The following is a 16,649-nucleotide window of genomic DNA, read 5'->3' as shown; positions in this document are numbered from 1 at the left end:
GTTGAAATCTCTAAATTTCAACAAAGTTTTTTTGTACATTTTACAAATTGACGAATCGACAAATTGGCTAATTGACAAATTATTCTTACTTTTGCGCCGTTTTATATGCAAAACTTTTATTAGCAAAGAATGAAAAAACTTATCACTTATCACTTAACTATCCTCTTATCTCTTATTTCCTACTCCTTACCTCTTACCTTAAAAGGTCAAGAATTTAAACCTATCATTCCTCTGAATACTAAACCTTTACTCGCAGGTACTTTTGCCGAATTGCGCCCTAATCACTTCCACGGCGGTATCGATCTAAAAACTGAAGGTCGCGAGGGGTTACAAGTTTTGGCTGCCGATAAAGGCTATATTTCTCGTATCAAAGTAAGTCCGTATGGCTATGGTAAAATGCTGTATATCACCCATCCCAGCGGCTATGTAACCACTTATGGACACTTGCAAAAATACGCTCCCGAAGTAGAAGCTTTCGTAAAACAAAAACAATATGCACAACAAACTTACGACATTGATATTATCCTCGACGAAAAACAATTTCCTGTATCACAAGGTGATTGGGTAGCCCTTAGTGGCAACACAGGGGGTAGCCAAGGACCTCACTTACACTTTGAGGTGCGCGATACCAGCGACAATGGCTGGAATCCACTACTCTTTGGCTTTAAAGACCTCATTGAAGATACTACTCCTCCCGAAATCATACACCTCTATGGTTATTCACTCGGCAAAGATGCTCAAATAGAAAGCACTCAACTCCCCCGACAAATCAATAAAACTTTACAAGCCGATCACACTTACCTCGCCGATAATATCAGTGCTATTGGTACTATTGGGTTTGGCATTCAAGGTTTCGACCGCCAAAATGAAACAATGCACCGAAATGGCATCTACAAAGTAACTCTCCTGCTCAACGGAGAGGTGCAGTTCCAAACTGTTTTAAACAAGGTGAATTACAACGATACTCGCTACCTCAACGCCCTGATCGACTACGAGATGTATACTCAAAAAAGAGGTATGGTACAACGCCTTTACAAGCTGCCTAACAACCGTTTAGACGTCTACCCTATCCCTCCTACCAAAAGCAATTTTGGGTATCTTACCATAGAAGATGGTAAACAATACACTGCTACTATTATAGCCGAAGATTTCAAAGGGAATACTACTACAATAAATATCCCTATAGAGGGCAAACGCGAAATACTAAAAACACCTCGACCAGAACCTAAAGGCAACAAACAGGTGGTAGCTACTCGCGATAACTACTATGAATTAGAACACGGTAGTGTTTATTTACCTGAAAATACCCTTTATGAGGATGTGCAAATGCTCATCACCAGCAAAAAAGATTCTATTACCGTAGGTGATTACCGCATTCCTGCTCAGAAATACTTTACTGTAACCATCAAAGACGATAGTTATACCCCCGAAGAAGCCAGCAAAATGTTCCTTTCGCGTGGCGGTAGTTACGAGCCTACCATTTATAAAGATGGTGTATTTACAGCCCGTGTGCGCAATTTTGGTACTTTCACCTTGCGCAAAGATGTAACTGCTCCTACTCTCAAAGCGGTGAATTTCAAAAATGGTGGTATCGTAAAAGCCGATACTCTCAAAATTTTAGTAAGCGATAATTTCAGTGGCTTTTCCTCTTGTTCAGCGACCCTCAATGGCGAGTGGATACTCTTTGAATACGAACCCAAAAACAAATGCCTTACTTTCCATTTTAGTGATATCGATACTACTAAAACTGATAAATACGAGCTTATCGTAAATGCCAAAGATAAAGTAGGCAACGTAGGAACTCTAAAAGCCAATTTTACCAAAATAACGACTAATAACTAATAGCTATATGAAACATATCATTTTTACAGAAAAAGCGCCAGCGCCCATCGGACCTTATACACAAGCGGTAAAAGCTGGCAACACGCTCTACGTATCAGGACAAATACCTGTGAATCCTGCAACGGGTGAAGTAGTAAAAGGCATAGAAGCTGCTACCGAGCAAGTAATGGAAAACCTCAAAGCTATCCTTACCGAGGCAGGAGCTACTTTTGAGAATGTAGTAAAAACCACTATTTTCTTGGCTGATATGGGGCAATTTGCGCAAGTAAATGGCGTATATGCACGCTATTTCAACGAGGCAACAGCACCTGCACGCGAAACTGTGCAAGTAGCACAATTGCCTAAAGCCGTAGAAGTAGAAATTTCTTGTATTGCTGTATTGTAGTAATACCGTGTAGAGACAAAAAATCCCCGCAAGACTTATTGTAAATCTTGCGGGGATTTATTTCACTTTTACTTTCTCCGTAACATTAAAAAATGGTCGTTTTCTATGACAGGAAATTGTAAAGCGAAACGCTAATTTATGCTCCTATGTAAGTATTTTTTCTGTTTCTTTTAAATAGTGTTTAGATATTTCTTAAAGAAGAAGAGAATAATTATACTCTTCTCAAAATATCTTGGTAGTCCTCTCTTAGATAGAGAGTATTACTTCATATTCTTCCATATTTTTCGTAAGCCAATCTTCTGGCTTCATCTAAAGAGATTCCGGTTTCTGGAGATAATTCCCATTCTCTTAAACGATCGTGCAACTCATTTTTGTAACTATCAGAAATTGTGTACTCCTGATTCTCTACTATTTCAAAGTTGAGTCGTTCAAGAGCTATTCTTGCATCATTTAGAGTAACTCCTTTAGGAGGTTTAATAGTGAGTGTTTCCATAAACATTTCGTATTTAAAGGCAAAAGTATAAAATAATTGCCAATTAGCAAGTTCGCATTATTAATACTACTTTTTCCACCCTTTGAGGATATCGTTAGGCACTCCGCCTTTGTGAAGCATAATGGCAGTTGTTTTGAACTCTACAAAGGCTTTAGTTACATACAAGTAGCCTTCATAGTCGTTGCGCAAGCCCCAAGAGTTTTTCACGATGTAGTACTCACGTCCGTTTTGGTCTTTGGCAAGCCCTACGATGTGCATTGCGTGGTCATCGGTAGTTTGATAGTTGTCAAAATCACGCTGACGCATCTCGGGGGTGATGGTTCTCTCGGTAGTAGGAGGGTTAGAAAAAAGATACAAGGCTTCCTCGTTACTCATCTCACTCACTTCTTTTTCAGGCACAAAAGCCACTCCGTTTTTCCAACTGAAATAACGCTCACTCACATCGGCTGCCCACGCTACAGTATAACCTTTTTTAAGAGCGTTGTCAATGGTTTTTGTAAGGTCGGTCATTGCGATATTGTAAGCATAATCAAAGCTCCAGTTATCGGGTACTGCCATAAATACGTTTTGGTATTTAGGTTGGTCGGCATACGATACCATTTCTATATAGTCGGCAGGATTGATACCTACGCGCTCTTTAGCAAAGCTCTGAGCAGTATATTTTTTGCCTTCATACATAAAACTTTCGGGCACTGCACCTAAATAGGCATCGATGGTCGCTGTGAAAGCAGGTAACCAATTAGGAGTGAGTTTATTCTTTTTCTCTCCGTTCTTTAGCATTCCTTGAAGAAATCCTTTTAAGATAGCGTGCAGTTCACCAAAATCATTACGAGTAGTACCGTAGTTCAAACCTGTATAAATATTTTGAGGTACAGCACCATATTTGGCGTACATATTGATTACATCGTGGAGTTCACCTCCTTGCCCGTAATCTAAATTGCCGTGCATACGCACATATTGTTTAGCTTTTTCGATATAGCAATTGCGAGCAGTGAAGATTTCGGCAAGGTCGATAGGCTTTTTGCCCATACGCTTCATTTCACTTTCTATAAACGAAGCCCCTGCATAGCTCCAGCAAGTGCCGCTGCTACCTTGGTCTTTCACGTCGGTGCGTTCGAGGTTGATAACGGTAGTAAACTTAAAACCAGCGTTTTCTGAGTGGTTACCAGCTACCGATTTGATAAGGTCGTCCTGTGCAGTTCCTATAAAAAAGGAAGATAGTGCTACAAATAATGTAATGTTTTTCATAAAAGAATACTTAATAATGAAGCGCAAAGGTATGAAAGAATTAGCAGAATAGCAAATTTGGCATAGTTATCGCTATAAAAAAGTAAATGCTCAAACATTATGAAATATTTATGCTTGTACATATCACTTTTATTAGGATGCTTAGCTGCTCAGGCTCAACCTTTTGAAATACAAAAGAAAGATAATAAGGTTGTCATTCCGTTAGAGAAATCACCTGAGTTAGAGTATAAGGGAACGCCTATCAATCTGCGGGTAGCTCCTAAAAAAGAGGAGAACCCTTGGATGAAGATGCCCGAAAAAAGCATTGATTTTACGGGAAAGAGCAATTTGGTACAGCGCAAAGTAGAGTTTAAACCTAATTATGAGGTACTCAACGACCATAAGCGAGAAGATTATGAAGCACCTAAAGGCGATCAGTTTTTTGGTGACTTTACCAATAATGGGAAGTTTGTAAATGTATATTGTCGCGACTTCGCTGCTATTGATGGCGATCGAGTGAGTTTATATGTGAATGGAGTAGAAGAAGTTCGCGATATTTTTCTCCTTGGAGAGTTCAGAGGTTTTAAAGTAGAATTAAAACCAGGTTTCAACAAAGTAGAATTTTTAGCGCTCAACCAAGGCGAATCGGGGCCTAATACAGCCGAGTTTATGGTGCTGGACGACAAAGGCAATACCATTATACGCAACCGTTGGGATTTAGCAACAGGCTCAAAAGCACAACTCGTAATTGTAAAAGACCAATGAAAGAGAAGAATTATTTTTATTTGTTACTTTTTTTAGCTCATATTTTTATAGGAGATTTCCTATAAAGATATGAGCTTTTTTGTAAAATCGTTTAAAGGGGTTTTTGAACAACAAGAGCTATAGCATCTAAGTTCTTTTGGTGTTTTCTAAACGTTTTCTTCATATTCATCACGCGTTTGCGCAAATCGGGGTGGGTAAAGAGATTGAAGAAGAATTTAAGCGTGCGGAATATCCCTTCATCTTGCCATACACGCTTGTTCTCAAGTAGGAGCATTGCGTTGTGCTGTTCTTTCACCACCTTAAAACCTTGCTCTTCAAAAAGAGCTTTCCACTCACTGGGGGTCATAGGGCGTGCGTGTACACGTATATTGGCACTTAGTTCTTTAAAAACATCGTTTTTCACCTCGTCGCTCACATTGTCTGGCTGTAAGCCTAATTCGTGAATAGCGTAATAACCTCCTGGTTTGAGTATCCTAAAAGCCTCTGCTATAATAGCTTTTTTGTGTTCAAGAGGTTGCATAGTGAGCATTGCCTCTCCATACACTTTATTAGCAAAAGCATCAGGAAGTGTAGAAGCTGCGGCATCAGCTACAATCACACGTGCATTTTCATAGTGAATATTCTTTTTAGCCAAAGCTGCGGCTGCCTCATTCATATCTACTCCCGTATAGCTGAAAGGCTTGTAAGAACAGGCTATATTAGCCGTGAATCCTAATCCTGGGGCAAACTCTACAATATCATCTTTGGAGGTAATCTCTAAGTTTTTTACTAACCATTCGCTGAGTACTCTTCCTCCCGGGCGCAACACTTTCTTGCCGAGCTTGGCGAGAATCCAGTGCCCTTGTTTTTCATTTAATGATGTTTCTGTCTTCATCGTTTCAATGGTTTTTATAATTTAGGAGACAAAAGTACGAATTTATTTTGAATGTTTCAAAATAAATTAACAAATCTGCTAATTAAAAGAAAGTCGCGCTTGGGCAGTTACTTCTTGTGCTACAAAATTTCCTTCTAAAAACTTGTGATAACCTACGATACCTATCATCGCTGCATTATCGGTACAATACTGAAATTTAGGCACAAAGGTTTGCCAACCGTATTGCTGTCCTAAAGCTGTGAGCGCATTGCGAATACCCGAATTAGCCGATACTCCTCCCCCAATAGCCACTTGCTTGATACCTGTTTCTTTTACAGCTTTTTTGAGTTTGCTCATCAGTATTTCTACAATCGTGTGTTGTACTGAAGCGCAAATATCAGCTAAATGTTCAGTTATGAAATTAGGATTTTCTTCAGTATTTTTCTGTATAAAGTAGAGAATACCTGTTTTAAGTCCTGAAAAACTGAAGTTGAGGCCAGATATTTTAGGTTTAGAAAAACTGAAGGCTTTAGGGTTACCCTCTTGGGCGTATTTATCAATGAGAGGACCTCCTGGGTAAGGAAGTCCTAATATTTTAGCGGTCTTGTCGAACGCCTCCCCTACTGCATCGTCAAGGGTTTCGCCCAACACCTCCATATCAAAAAAGCTGTTTACCTTCACAATTTGGGTATGCCCTCCGCTGATGGTCATTGCGAGAAAAGGGAACTCGGGTTTAGGCTGACCTTCCTCTATAAAATGTGCCAAAATATGTGCCTGCATATGGTTCACTTCAATGAGCGGGATATTTAGCCCCATTGCCAGCGATTTTGCAAATGAAGTTCCCACGAGCAACGACCCCATTAATCCTGGTCCTCTTGTAAAAGCAATAGCCGAAAGTTCTTCTTTGGTTATTCCTGCTTTTTTGAGTGCTTGAGCCACTACGGGTACTATGTTTTGCAAGTGAGCGCGTGAAGCCAATTCGGGCACTACCCCGCCGTATTGTTTATGAACCTCTTGATTTGCCACCTCATTAGAAAGCACTTTATCATTGCAAAGCACTGAAGCTGAAGTATCATCGCAAGAAGATTCTATAGCTAATATATAGGTATTTTTCATTCTTTTTCAGTTTAGAGCGCAAAAGTAAGGATTATTTGTCAATTAACAAATTAGCATTTTTTAGAAGTATTATTAATTATTTTTTTGCTAATTAATAAATTGTTTCGTATCTTTGCCGAATAGTTACCAAATCAATCTCGTATGAACTTACACGAATACCAAGGAAAGGAAATCCTTTCGAGTTTTGGGGTGCGCGTACAACGTGGCATCGTTGCTCACACCCCCACTGAAGCCGTAGAGGCTGCCAAACAACTCACCGAAGCCACTAATACTCAGTGGTATGTGGTAAAAGCACAAGTGCACGCCGGAGGGCGCGGTAAAGGCGGCGGCATTAAGTTAGCCAAAGGTTTAGACCAAGTAGAGCCTATCGCTTCTCAAATTATAGGTATGCAACTCGTTACCCCTCAAACACCACCTTCAGGAAAAAAGGTACATCAAGTACTCATCGCGGAAGATGTATATTACCCTGGTGAAAGCGAGCCTAAAGAGTTCTATATGTCGGTACTATTGAACCGTGCCAAAGGTAAAAATATGATTATGTATTCTACCGAAGGAGGAATGGATATTGAGGCTGTAGCCGAAAAAACACCTCATCTTATCTTCACCGAAGAAATCGACCCTGCTGTAGGGCTCTTGCCTTTCCAAGCTCGCCAGATAGCTTTCAACTTAGGAGTTACCGGTGACGCTCAAAAAGAAATGGTAAAGTTTGTAACAGCACTCTACAATGCTTATGTATCTTCTGATGCCAGCTTGTTTGAAATCAACCCTGTTCTAAAAACTTCTGATAATAAAATAATGGCAGTAGATGCCAAAGTAACTCTTGATGACAATGCTCTTTTCCGTCACCCTGAGTATGCAGCTTATCGCGATACACGTGAAGAAAACCCAATAGAAGTAGAAGCTAAAGCAGTAGGGCTCAACTATGTCGCTCTCGATGGTAACGTGGGCTGTATGGTAAATGGTGCCGGACTCGCAATGGCTACGATGGATTTGATCAAACAAGCGGGTGGTTCACCTGCTAACTTCCTTGATGTAGGAGGTACCGCCGATGCTAAACGCGTAGAAGCTGCTTTCCGCATTATCCTCAAAGACCCTAATGTAAAGGCTATCCTCATCAATATCTTTGGTGGTATTGTGCGTTGTGACCGCGTAGCACAAGGCGTTGTAGATGCCTACCAAAATATGGGCGATGCTATCAAAGTGCCTATCATTGTACGTTTGCAAGGTACGAATGCCGAGCTTGCTAAAGAAATATTAGACAATTCAGGCTTAGCCGTTCACTCAGCAATCCTCTTCCAAGAAGCTGCCGATAAAGTAAAAGCGGTACTTGCTTAGAATTTAGATAACAAGTGTCAGATTTGTATCGAAAACTTTGTCAAAGTCCAAGGACTTTGACAAAGCCTATTATGATAATTCTGACGCTTTTTTTCTCATCTCTAAAAACAGAAAACTTATGCTCAAAAAAATCTTCTCTATACTAACGGCAATTGCTTTATTGGTGAGTTGCCGCAATACTCCTACTGAAAAACAATCTTCTCCCGAAAAAGGAGTGGTAGCTTCACACGCTATGGTAGTGAGTGCCAAAGAAGAAGCCTCTCAAATAGGTCTTGCTATCCTCAAAAAAGGAGGCAATGCTTTCGATGCGATGGTGGCTACCGAACTTGCCTTAGCAGTAGCTTACCCCAATGCAGGTAACATAGGGGGTGGAGGCTTTATGGTATACCGTTTAGCTAATGGTGAAAAAGGAGCTTTAGATTACCGCGAAAAAGCTCCTGCTAAAGCGCATCGCGATATGTATTTAGACAAAGATGGCAACGTAATTGCCAATAAGAGTACTCTGGGTGCTTTGGCTGTAGGTGTACCTGGCACTATTGCAGGGCTCTTTGCTGTACATCAAAAGTTTGGCTCTCTCCCTTTTGCCGAACTCATCCAGCCTGCTATCGACTTAGCGCGCAATGGGGTGATCATCACCAAACTGCAGGCTGATTCTTATATGAACAAAAATGTAGAGCTCATCAAGCAAGCGAATAACTATGTTACTCCTTTTGAAAATGGTTGGAAAGCAGGTGAACGCTTTAAATATGAGGAGTTTGCTAAAACCTTAGAGCGTATACGCGATAATGGTAGAGCTGAATTCTACGAAGGTGAAACTGCCAAACGTATTGTTGCCTACGTGCAAGAACTCGGTGGTATCCTCTCCTTAGACGACCTCAAAAACTACGAACCTCAATGGCGTAAGCCTGTTACTTTTACTTATAAAAATTATACTGTCAACTCTATGCCATTGCCTTCAAGTGGAGGAATTTGCTTGGCACAGATTCTCAAAAGCGTAGAACCTTATAATATAGGTCAGTATCCTCATAACGGCGAGCAATACATTCAGTTATTAGTAGAAGCCGAACGCCGTGCTTATGCCGATAGGGCTTACTATATGGGCGACCCCGACTTTGTGAAAGTCCCTACCGAAACGCTTCTCTCTCCCGATTATCTCAAAGAACGTATGAGTAGTTTTTCGTGGGATAAAGCGAGTAAATCTTCTGAAATAGCACACGGAAAAATTGCAGGTTACGAAAGTGATGAAACGACTCATTACTCCATTGTAGATCGTTTTGGCAATGCCATAGCGGTTACTACTACCCTCAATACCAATTATGGTAGTAAGGTATATGTGAAAGGTGGAGGTTTCTTCCTCAACAACCAAATGGACGATTTTAGCATCAAACCTGGTGAACCAAACACTTATGGTTTAGTAGGTTCTGAAAAGAATGCCATTGCTCCTAATAAACGTATGCTCAGCTCTATGAGCCCTACTATTATAGAAAAAGGAGGCAAGCTCTTTATGGTGATAGGCACCCCTGGGGGTTCAACGATTATCACCTCAGTATTACAGTGTTTTCTCAACGTAGCCGAATACGGTATGACGATGCAAGAATCGGTAAGTAAACCGCGTTTCCACCACCAATGGCTACCCGATGATGTGATGTATGAGCCCAACGGATTTGCTCCCGAGGTCATTGCTAAACTCAAAGCTAAAGGTTATAAACCTCGTGAAGAAAACTTTGTTATTATTGGTAAAGTAGATGCTATTTTAGTACAGCCCGATGGTAGTTTAGAAGGTGGTGCCGACCCTCGTGGTGATGATACTGCCGTAGGGTATTAGTCGTTAACAATTAGTGGTTGTATTAAAAAAAAATACTTAAATTTTTTAGTAGTTCAGAAAAAATCACTAACTTTGCCCCCGAATTTAAAACATAACACATAATATGACTTTCACAAGTAAAAATATGATGATGCTTTGTTCTATGGTTTCCCCATAGGAAGGCATCGTTGTTTCTTTACTTTACCCCATATAAAAAGGAATGCAATGATGTTACATTGCATTCCTTTTTTTATTTCCTCTTAGTAATAACCTTTTTAAAAATAATTTAGTAATGAGAAAGAAAACCCGCTTTTTAGTATTTTTAGCCTTGCTGTTTTCAGCCGTTGCTTCGGCTCAAACCGTTAAAGGTATCGTAACCGACAACCAAAAAGAACCTCTAATAGGGGTGAGCATCGTTGTGAAAAACACCCAAAAAGGTACTAATACTGATGAAAATGGACAGTTTAGTCTGCAAGTCTCCGAAAACGATGTACTTGTATTTTCGTATATAGGTTTTAAAACCAAAGAAGTGAAAGTAGGCAAACACACTACTTTAAACATTCTCTTAGAAAGTGATGCTGAAGCGCTCGACGAAGTGCTCATCGTTGGGTCACGTGCTGGTGGACGCACAAAAGTAGATAGTCCTGTGCCGGTGGATGTGTTCGATGTAGTAAAAACCGTAAAAGCACAGCCTCAGGTAAATATCAATCAGATACTAAACAGTATAGCACCTTCCTTCACCTCTACACCTCAAGTGGTAACCGATGGCACCGACCACTTAGACCCCGCTCAACTACGCGGTTTAGGTCCCGATCAAACCTTAGTGCTTCTCAATGGCAAAAGGCGACACACTTCTGCCTTTATCAATGTAAATGGCGCACCTGGTCGTGGTACCGTTGGCACCGACCTCAATGCAATTCCCTCATTTGCGCTTTCCAAAATTGAAATCTTGCGCGATGGAGCTTCTGCTCAATATGGGTCGGATGCCATTGCTGGGGTACTCAATCTCAACCTCAAAAAAGAAAAAGGTCTCTCTGCCCAAGTGAGTTACGGGGCTAACATAACCCCAAAAGCTAACGATCATCGCGGTGATTACGATGGTGAGCAAGGACAATTAGACCTCAATTATGGTACTGAACTCGGCAAAAAAGGCGGCTTTATCAACCTCACTTTCTCAGCTCAATTCCGCAACCCTACTTTTAGAGCAGGCACTTTTGATGGCAGTATCTTCAACGCCTATAACGCAATTGAACAGCGCGCTTTAGAAGCTGGCGATAATCTGTCTAACTATTTTAGCAATAGCAATGTAAATGCCGACCCTCAACTATTGGGGCTCATCAAAAACTACGCCGGTCAGGTTAGCTATTTCAACAGTCCCTTCCTATCGCAAATCCAAAATGCTACTTCGCTCACCAGTCTGCGCAGTATTCTGAGTAAAGATGTTACTGATGATGAACTTGCTTATCGTCAGCTTACACGTAAGGACTTCAATATGCACGTGGGGCAATCGCGCCTACGCGGTACGCAATTCTTCCTCAATACCGAACTCCCTATTTCCGATAGCTGGAAATTCTATGCTTTTGGCGGACAGAGTTACCGCTATGGCGAGGCTGGTGGTTTCTTTAGGCGACCTAACCAAGCCCGCACCTTCACAGGGCTACATCCTAACGGCTATCTGCCTTGGATAACTACTGATATTCAGGATAGTTCTATCTCAGCAGGTTTTAAAGGCGAAGCAGGAGCGTGGCATATTGATGTCAGCAATACTTTTGGGCGCAATGAGTTTGCCTATACTATCAAGCATACGGGCAATACCAGTTTGCGCTTTGCCTCTCCCTCTTCCTTTGATGCTGGCAAATTGCGCTTCTTGCAAAACACCCTTAACCTCGATTTTTCCAGAGCCCTCAACCTCTTCGAGAAAGCCAACCTCTCATTGGGTGCTGAGCAACGCCACGAAGCTTATAGTATTGTAGCAGGTGATGAAAGTTCTTATGCTACTTATGATCTTTTGGGCAGAGTGCAGGACGGCAATACCCCTAATAACCAAAAACCTACTGACTTTTTTGGGGCTTACCTCCCTGGTGGTGCACAGGTATTCAGCGGTTTGCGTGAGGAGAGTGCCCTCACCAAAACGCGCAATGTATGGGCGGGTTATGCCGAATTTGAAACCGACATCACTCGTTGGCTCTTAGCCAATGCTGCCTTGCGCTATGAAAACTATTCCGATTTTGGCGATACCTTCAACTACAAATTGGCAACTCGCGTGAAGCTCCTACCCAATGTAAATTTGCGTGCTGCTGCCTCTACAGGATTCCGCGCCCCCTCTATCCACCAATTGTATTACACCAACATCGGTACCCTCTACCTCAACGGAAATTTGCAAGAAACAGGTACGTTCAACAACATATCTAAAGCGGCTGAACTCTTTGGCATCGAAAAACTCAAAGAAGAACAATCTAAATCAGTGAGTGCAGGGTTCGCTCTAAACTTGCCAAAAGCGGGTATTTCTCTCAGTGCCGATGCCTATTTCATCCGTGTAGACAATCGCATCATCCTCACCGAAACTTTTAGCAAACCAACAGGCTCTTCACCTGCCGAAAACGAGCTCAAACAAATATTCGATACTGCTAATGTGAACAGCGTACAGTTCTTTGCCAATGGCGTTGATGCTGAAACTAAAGGGATAGATGTTGTAATAGCGCACCATTATCAAGGAGATAAATGGAGTATCAACAACGATTTTGGTCTCAATCTCACCCAAACGCGCAAAGTAGGAGCTATTCACACCCTTGAAGCAATAAAAAATGCAGGCTTAGAGACTAAATTCTTCTCCGAAAGAGCTCGTATTTATTTAGAAGAAGCCGTTCCACGATTCAAAGCAACCCTTTCTCACAACCTCAGTATAGGCAAATGGAACGCTTATTTGCGCAATACCTATTACGGCAAAACCACAGGTCCTGATATCATCAGAACTGCCGACCAAATAGGAGACTTTGAGTTTGATAGCTATGGTCATCAAGTGATACGCGGCAAACTCATTACCGACCTTTCTATAGCCTATAATTTCAGCGAAAAAGCTACCCTCACTCTGGGCGTAAACAACCTTTTCGATCTTTACCCCGAAAAGAACGTAAAAGTGAATAACAACAACGATCAATTTGTGTATTCACGCGCCACTTCTCAATTCGGGCTCAACGGGCGTTATGTGTTTGCAAGAGCGAGCTTTAAACTGTTCTAATAAACTTATAAAAACACCAAAATATTTTTTAATACATTATTTTGGTAGATTGATAAAATATTGTAGTTTTGCACTTTAAATAAGAATTTTATATGAAATCAAACGTATTAGGTTATCCTCGTATTGGTGAAAAACGAGAACTTAAAAAAGCTAATGAGTCCTTCTGGGCTGGTAAAATATCAGAAGAAGAACTCTTAGCAGTAGCTGAAAATATTCGTGTTCACAACTGGACACTACAAAGAGAAGCAGGAGTAGATTTGATTCCTTCTAACGACTTTTCTCTCTATGACCAAATGCTTGACTTTTCGTTTACAGTAAGCGCTATCCCTGAGCGTTTTGCTCCTATCCATCAGTTGAGCAACTTAGAGCGTTATTACGCTTTAGCACGTGGCTATCAAAAAAATGGTATCGATATTACCGCTATGGAAATGACCAAATGGTTTGATACCAATTACCACTATATCGTACCCGAATTTACTAAAGACCAATCTTTCAAAATTCTTGTAAACAAACCTTTGCAAGAATATAACTTGGCTAAAAAACACGGTTTCGACACTAAACCTGTACTTATCGGCTTGGTAACTTATTTGCTTCTCGGTAAAGAAAAAGAACAAGGTTTCCACCGTTTAGACTTGGCTGAGCGTTTGTTGCCTGTGTATGTACAAATCGTACGAAGTTTAGTAGATGCAGGTGCTAAAACTATTCAAATAGATGAGCCTTACTTAGCTCTCGACCTTCCTGAAGGCGCTGCCGATGTATACAAAAAAGTATATACGGAGCTAAGAAGCAAATTTCCTACTACCGAATTTATCCTCACTACCTACTTTGGAGCATTGGATAACAATACCGAATTGGCTGTGTCATTGCCTTTCAATGTATTGCACATCGATTTAGTGCGCGCAGCGGCTCAGCTTGACAAAGTGCTCAAAGCACTTCCTGCCGATAAAAAACTATCGCTTGGAGTAGTAGATGGACGTAATATTTGGAAAAACAACTTCGAACACTCATTAGCATTGATTGAGAAAGCCAAAGAAGCTATCGGGGCTGATCGTCTATTGATAGCTACTTCTTGCTCATTATTGCACTCTCCTTGCAATCTCGAACTCGAAAACAACGAGAAAGTGCTTACCCCTGAAATCAAACAATGGTTGGCTTTTGCTAAACAAAAAGTAAAAGAAGTAACTACTTTGCAAGCCCTTGCTACAGGTCACATAACTCCTGAGGTAAAAGCCGTTTTTGAAGAAAACAAAAAAGCAGCTGAAACACGTAAAACTTCACCGCTTATCCACGACAACAAAGTGAAAGAGCGCGTGAACAACATCACAGCCAAAGACGATGTGCGCCACAGTCCGTTCAACGAGCGTAAAGTAGCACAACACAAAGCGTTAAACTTACCTCTTTTCCCTACAACTACTATTGGGTCATTCCCTCAAACCGACGAGGTACGCAGCTGGCGTGCTCGCTTCAAAAAAGGAGAACTCACTCAAGCCGAATACGACAAGTTATTGGAAAAAGAAATTGAAGAGTCTATCCGTTTTCAAGAAGATACCAATATCGATGTACTCGTACACGGCGAGTTTGAGCGTAATGATATGGTGGAATACTTTGGCGAATTGCTCAAAGGATACACCTTCACCAAATTCGGTTGGGTACAAAGTTATGGTTCACGTTGCGTAAAACCACCGATTATCTTTGGTGATATTTCACGTCCAGAACCAATGACTGTACGTTGGAGTAAATACGCACAATCGCTTACCAAATTGCCCGTAAAAGGTATGCTTACAGGCCCTGTAACTATCTTGCAATGGTCGTTTGTACGCGATGACCAACCGCGTTCTGAAACTTGTTTGCAGATAGCTTTAGCAATCCGCGATGAAGTAGTAGACCTCGAAAAAGCGGGCATCAAAGTTATTCAAATTGACGAACCAGCTATCCGTGAAGGTTTGCCATTGCGCAAGAGCGAGTGGAAAGCCTACTTCGATTGGGCAATCAAAGCGTTCCGCATTTCAGCTTCAGGTGTGAAAGACGAAACTCAAATTCACACCCATATGTGCTATTCTGAGTTCAACGATATGATTGAAGCTATCGCCGATATGGACGCCGATGTGATTACCATAGAGTGCTCACGTTCACAAATGGAACTCCTCGATGTATTTGGTGACTTTAAATATCCTAACGAAATAGGCCCTGGGGTATACGACATTCACTCACCACGCGTACCTTCACAAGAAGAAATGACCAACTTGATGAAGAAAGCCATTTCGGTAGTGCCAAAAGAGCAACTTTGGGTAAACCCCGACTGCGGACTCAAAACGCGTCACTGGCCAGAAACCAAAGCAGCTCTCCACGCAATGGTTGATACCGCCAAAGAACTTCGCAATCTTTACAAATAAGAAATAAGAAGTAATAAATAAAAAAAGCAATGTGCAGAAGATGTACATTGCTTTTTTGTTGCTTCAGATAGAGACTGTCTGAAAAGTCTCAAAATCGTATTTGTGTCGCTACACTTTGCCAAAGTTTCAGACTTTGGCAAAGTTGATTACTCTGATTATCAATAGCTTTTGCAGTATTTTATGTAGGAAAGCCTGCGATAGCTGGGTATATGCTGCAAACGCCTATATAAATAAAACTTTTTAGACAGCGCCTTGATAACGCAATATTTTTGTCAAGAATATTCCTTTATTTTGTAGGAATGATATTTTTTTGTACATTTGCCTCATTAAACCAAAATAACTATTATAAGAAGTACTAACTCGTATAGTTTTTAAAATAGTATTATAAAATAACATATAGCGTTTCGCTTTACAGTTTCCTAATTTCTGAAAACGACCAATTTTTCAATGTTACAAGGAAAGTGAAAGTGGAAATGCCTGCGGTTACGTGGGCATTCCTTTTGCTTTGTAACATAGCCTTTGGTCGGGCTTCAGAAATTGAGCAATAAGGAATGTTCCCACGTTTTTTTATTGCTCTGTTATAGTGAAACCTACCTAAAAGGCGGTAACCGAAAAGCCTGAACAGAGTAGGTATAAACTTAATTTTATGTAACAATAGCAATGAAAAACAAAAACAAAAACGTAGCGTGGGCGACTTTTCGCACTGCTACACAGTTAGTAGCCATTATGGCAGTAATTTTAGTAACCCTTATCGCTTGTGGTAAAAGCGACAGTGGGGGAAGTGCAGACAACAAGAACTTAATTGGCACTTGGAAGTTAGAAAGTATGACTATTGATGGAAAGAATGCTTGTGAAGTATATCCTGAGTATTTATTCTGTGGAAAATGTAAGAAGCTTCCTTATCTTGTCTTTTCTGACAAAGAATATGTGTCCTATTCTTATGATGGTTCTTGTGAACTCAAGAAAACAATTGGAAAATACACTGTTTCAAAAAATACAATAGTACTTATTGATAATCAAGAAGGTGGTTCTTCAAATTTTACCATATTAGGGAATAAACTAACTTTTAGTTCTCCAATAGAAGATGATAAAGGAAATAAACATACTTCTATTATGACTTTTGTCAAACAATAAATCTCCCATATCATTACCCTTAGAAACTTATTTAAGGAATAAAAAGAGCAAAGCGCTTTAACGC

12 protein-coding genes are annotated in these 16,649 nt (G+C 40.7%); 8 read left to right on the top strand and 4 right to left on the bottom strand.

Annotation, left to right across the window (positions count from 1 at the left end; genetic code table 11):
- Window positions 1-129 precede the first annotated feature (129 nt).
- Together JMN12_RS04325 and JMN12_RS04320 are read left to right on the top strand one after the other, a co-directional pair.
- The gene (locus JMN12_RS04325; protein WP_203137434.1) at window positions 130-1,842 is read left to right on the top strand and encodes a M23 family metallopeptidase; all 1,713 of its coding nucleotides are present in this window, start codon (window positions 130-132) and stop codon (window positions 1,840-1,842) included.
- A gap of 7 nt (window positions 1,843-1,849) precedes the next feature.
- Complete coding sequence (locus JMN12_RS04320) at window positions 1,850-2,227, top strand: RidA family protein (RefSeq protein ID WP_009413305.1); 378 nt, start codon at window positions 1,850-1,852, stop codon at window positions 2,225-2,227.
- Between the two features lie 265 nt (window positions 2,228-2,492).
- Here JMN12_RS04320 and JMN12_RS04315 read toward each other — a convergent pair whose 3' ends face one another.
- Together JMN12_RS04315 and JMN12_RS04310 are read right to left on the bottom strand one after the other, a co-directional pair.
- Window positions 2,493-2,720 carry a hypothetical protein gene (locus tag JMN12_RS04315; protein WP_034555649.1) on the bottom strand — a complete coding sequence of 76 codons (228 nt, stop codon included), beginning with the start codon at window positions 2,718-2,720 and terminating at the stop codon, window positions 2,493-2,495.
- A 66-nt stretch (window positions 2,721-2,786) separates the two neighbouring features.
- Window positions 2,787-3,968 carry an aminopeptidase C gene (locus JMN12_RS04310; protein ID WP_203137426.1) on the bottom strand — a complete coding sequence of 394 codons (1,182 nt, stop codon included), beginning with the start codon at window positions 3,966-3,968 and terminating at the stop codon, window positions 2,787-2,789.
- Between the two features lie 99 nt (window positions 3,969-4,067).
- Here JMN12_RS04310 and JMN12_RS04305 point away from each other — a divergent pair, with 99 nt between their 5' ends.
- A complete protein-coding gene (locus JMN12_RS04305; RefSeq protein WP_203093079.1) occupies window positions 4,068-4,712 on the top strand; it encodes a hypothetical protein in 645 nt (214 codons plus the stop codon).
- A gap of 91 nt (window positions 4,713-4,803) precedes the next feature.
- Here the strand turns inward: JMN12_RS04305 and JMN12_RS04300 are convergent, their stop codons facing one another.
- Window positions 4,804-5,586, bottom strand: coding sequence for a class I SAM-dependent methyltransferase (locus tag JMN12_RS04300; protein WP_088594793.1), 783 nt, complete (start codon window positions 5,584-5,586; stop codon window positions 4,804-4,806).
- A 78-nt stretch (window positions 5,587-5,664) separates the two neighbouring features.
- On the bottom strand, window positions 5,665-6,681 hold the full coding sequence (gene tsaD, locus JMN12_RS04295; protein WP_095897948.1) for a tRNA (adenosine(37)-N6)-threonylcarbamoyltransferase complex transferase subunit TsaD: 1,017 nt from the start codon (window positions 6,679-6,681) through the stop codon (window positions 5,665-5,667).
- Between the two features lie 141 nt (window positions 6,682-6,822).
- Here tsaD and sucC point away from each other — a divergent pair, with 141 nt between their 5' ends.
- The 5 genes from sucC to JMN12_RS04270 all read left to right on the top strand — a co-directional run bounded on the left by sucC (window position 6,823) and on the right by JMN12_RS04270 (window position 16,585).
- The gene (gene sucC, locus JMN12_RS04290) at window positions 6,823-8,016 is read left to right on the top strand and encodes an ADP-forming succinate--CoA ligase subunit beta (RefSeq protein WP_198475577.1); all 1,194 of its coding nucleotides are present in this window, start codon (window positions 6,823-6,825) and stop codon (window positions 8,014-8,016) included.
- Between the two features lie 118 nt (window positions 8,017-8,134).
- Window positions 8,135-9,841, top strand: coding sequence for a gamma-glutamyltransferase (ggt, locus tag JMN12_RS04285; protein ID WP_203137424.1), 1,707 nt, complete (start codon window positions 8,135-8,137; stop codon window positions 9,839-9,841).
- Window positions 9,842-10,112: 271 nt separating this feature from the next.
- Complete coding sequence (locus JMN12_RS04280; protein ID WP_203137422.1) at window positions 10,113-13,058, top strand: TonB-dependent receptor; 2,946 nt, start codon at window positions 10,113-10,115, stop codon at window positions 13,056-13,058.
- Window positions 13,059-13,150: 92 nt separating this feature from the next.
- Window positions 13,151-15,451 carry a 5-methyltetrahydropteroyltriglutamate--homocysteine S-methyltransferase gene (gene metE / locus JMN12_RS04275; protein ID WP_203137420.1) on the top strand — a complete coding sequence of 767 codons (2,301 nt, stop codon included), beginning with the start codon at window positions 13,151-13,153 and terminating at the stop codon, window positions 15,449-15,451.
- Between the two features lie 660 nt (window positions 15,452-16,111).
- Complete coding sequence (locus tag JMN12_RS04270) at window positions 16,112-16,585, top strand: lipocalin family protein (protein ID WP_203137418.1); 474 nt, start codon at window positions 16,112-16,114, stop codon at window positions 16,583-16,585.
- Window positions 16,586-16,649: the final 64 nt, after the last annotated feature.

It is taken from the genome of Capnocytophaga genosp. AHN8471 (assembly GCF_016806945.1).
In the GTDB taxonomy this organism is placed as follows: domain Bacteria; phylum Bacteroidota; class Bacteroidia; order Flavobacteriales; family Flavobacteriaceae; genus Capnocytophaga; species Capnocytophaga periodontitidis.
Note: the sequence above shows the minus strand (reverse complement) of the source record. Positions and strands in the feature narration are given on the sequence as shown.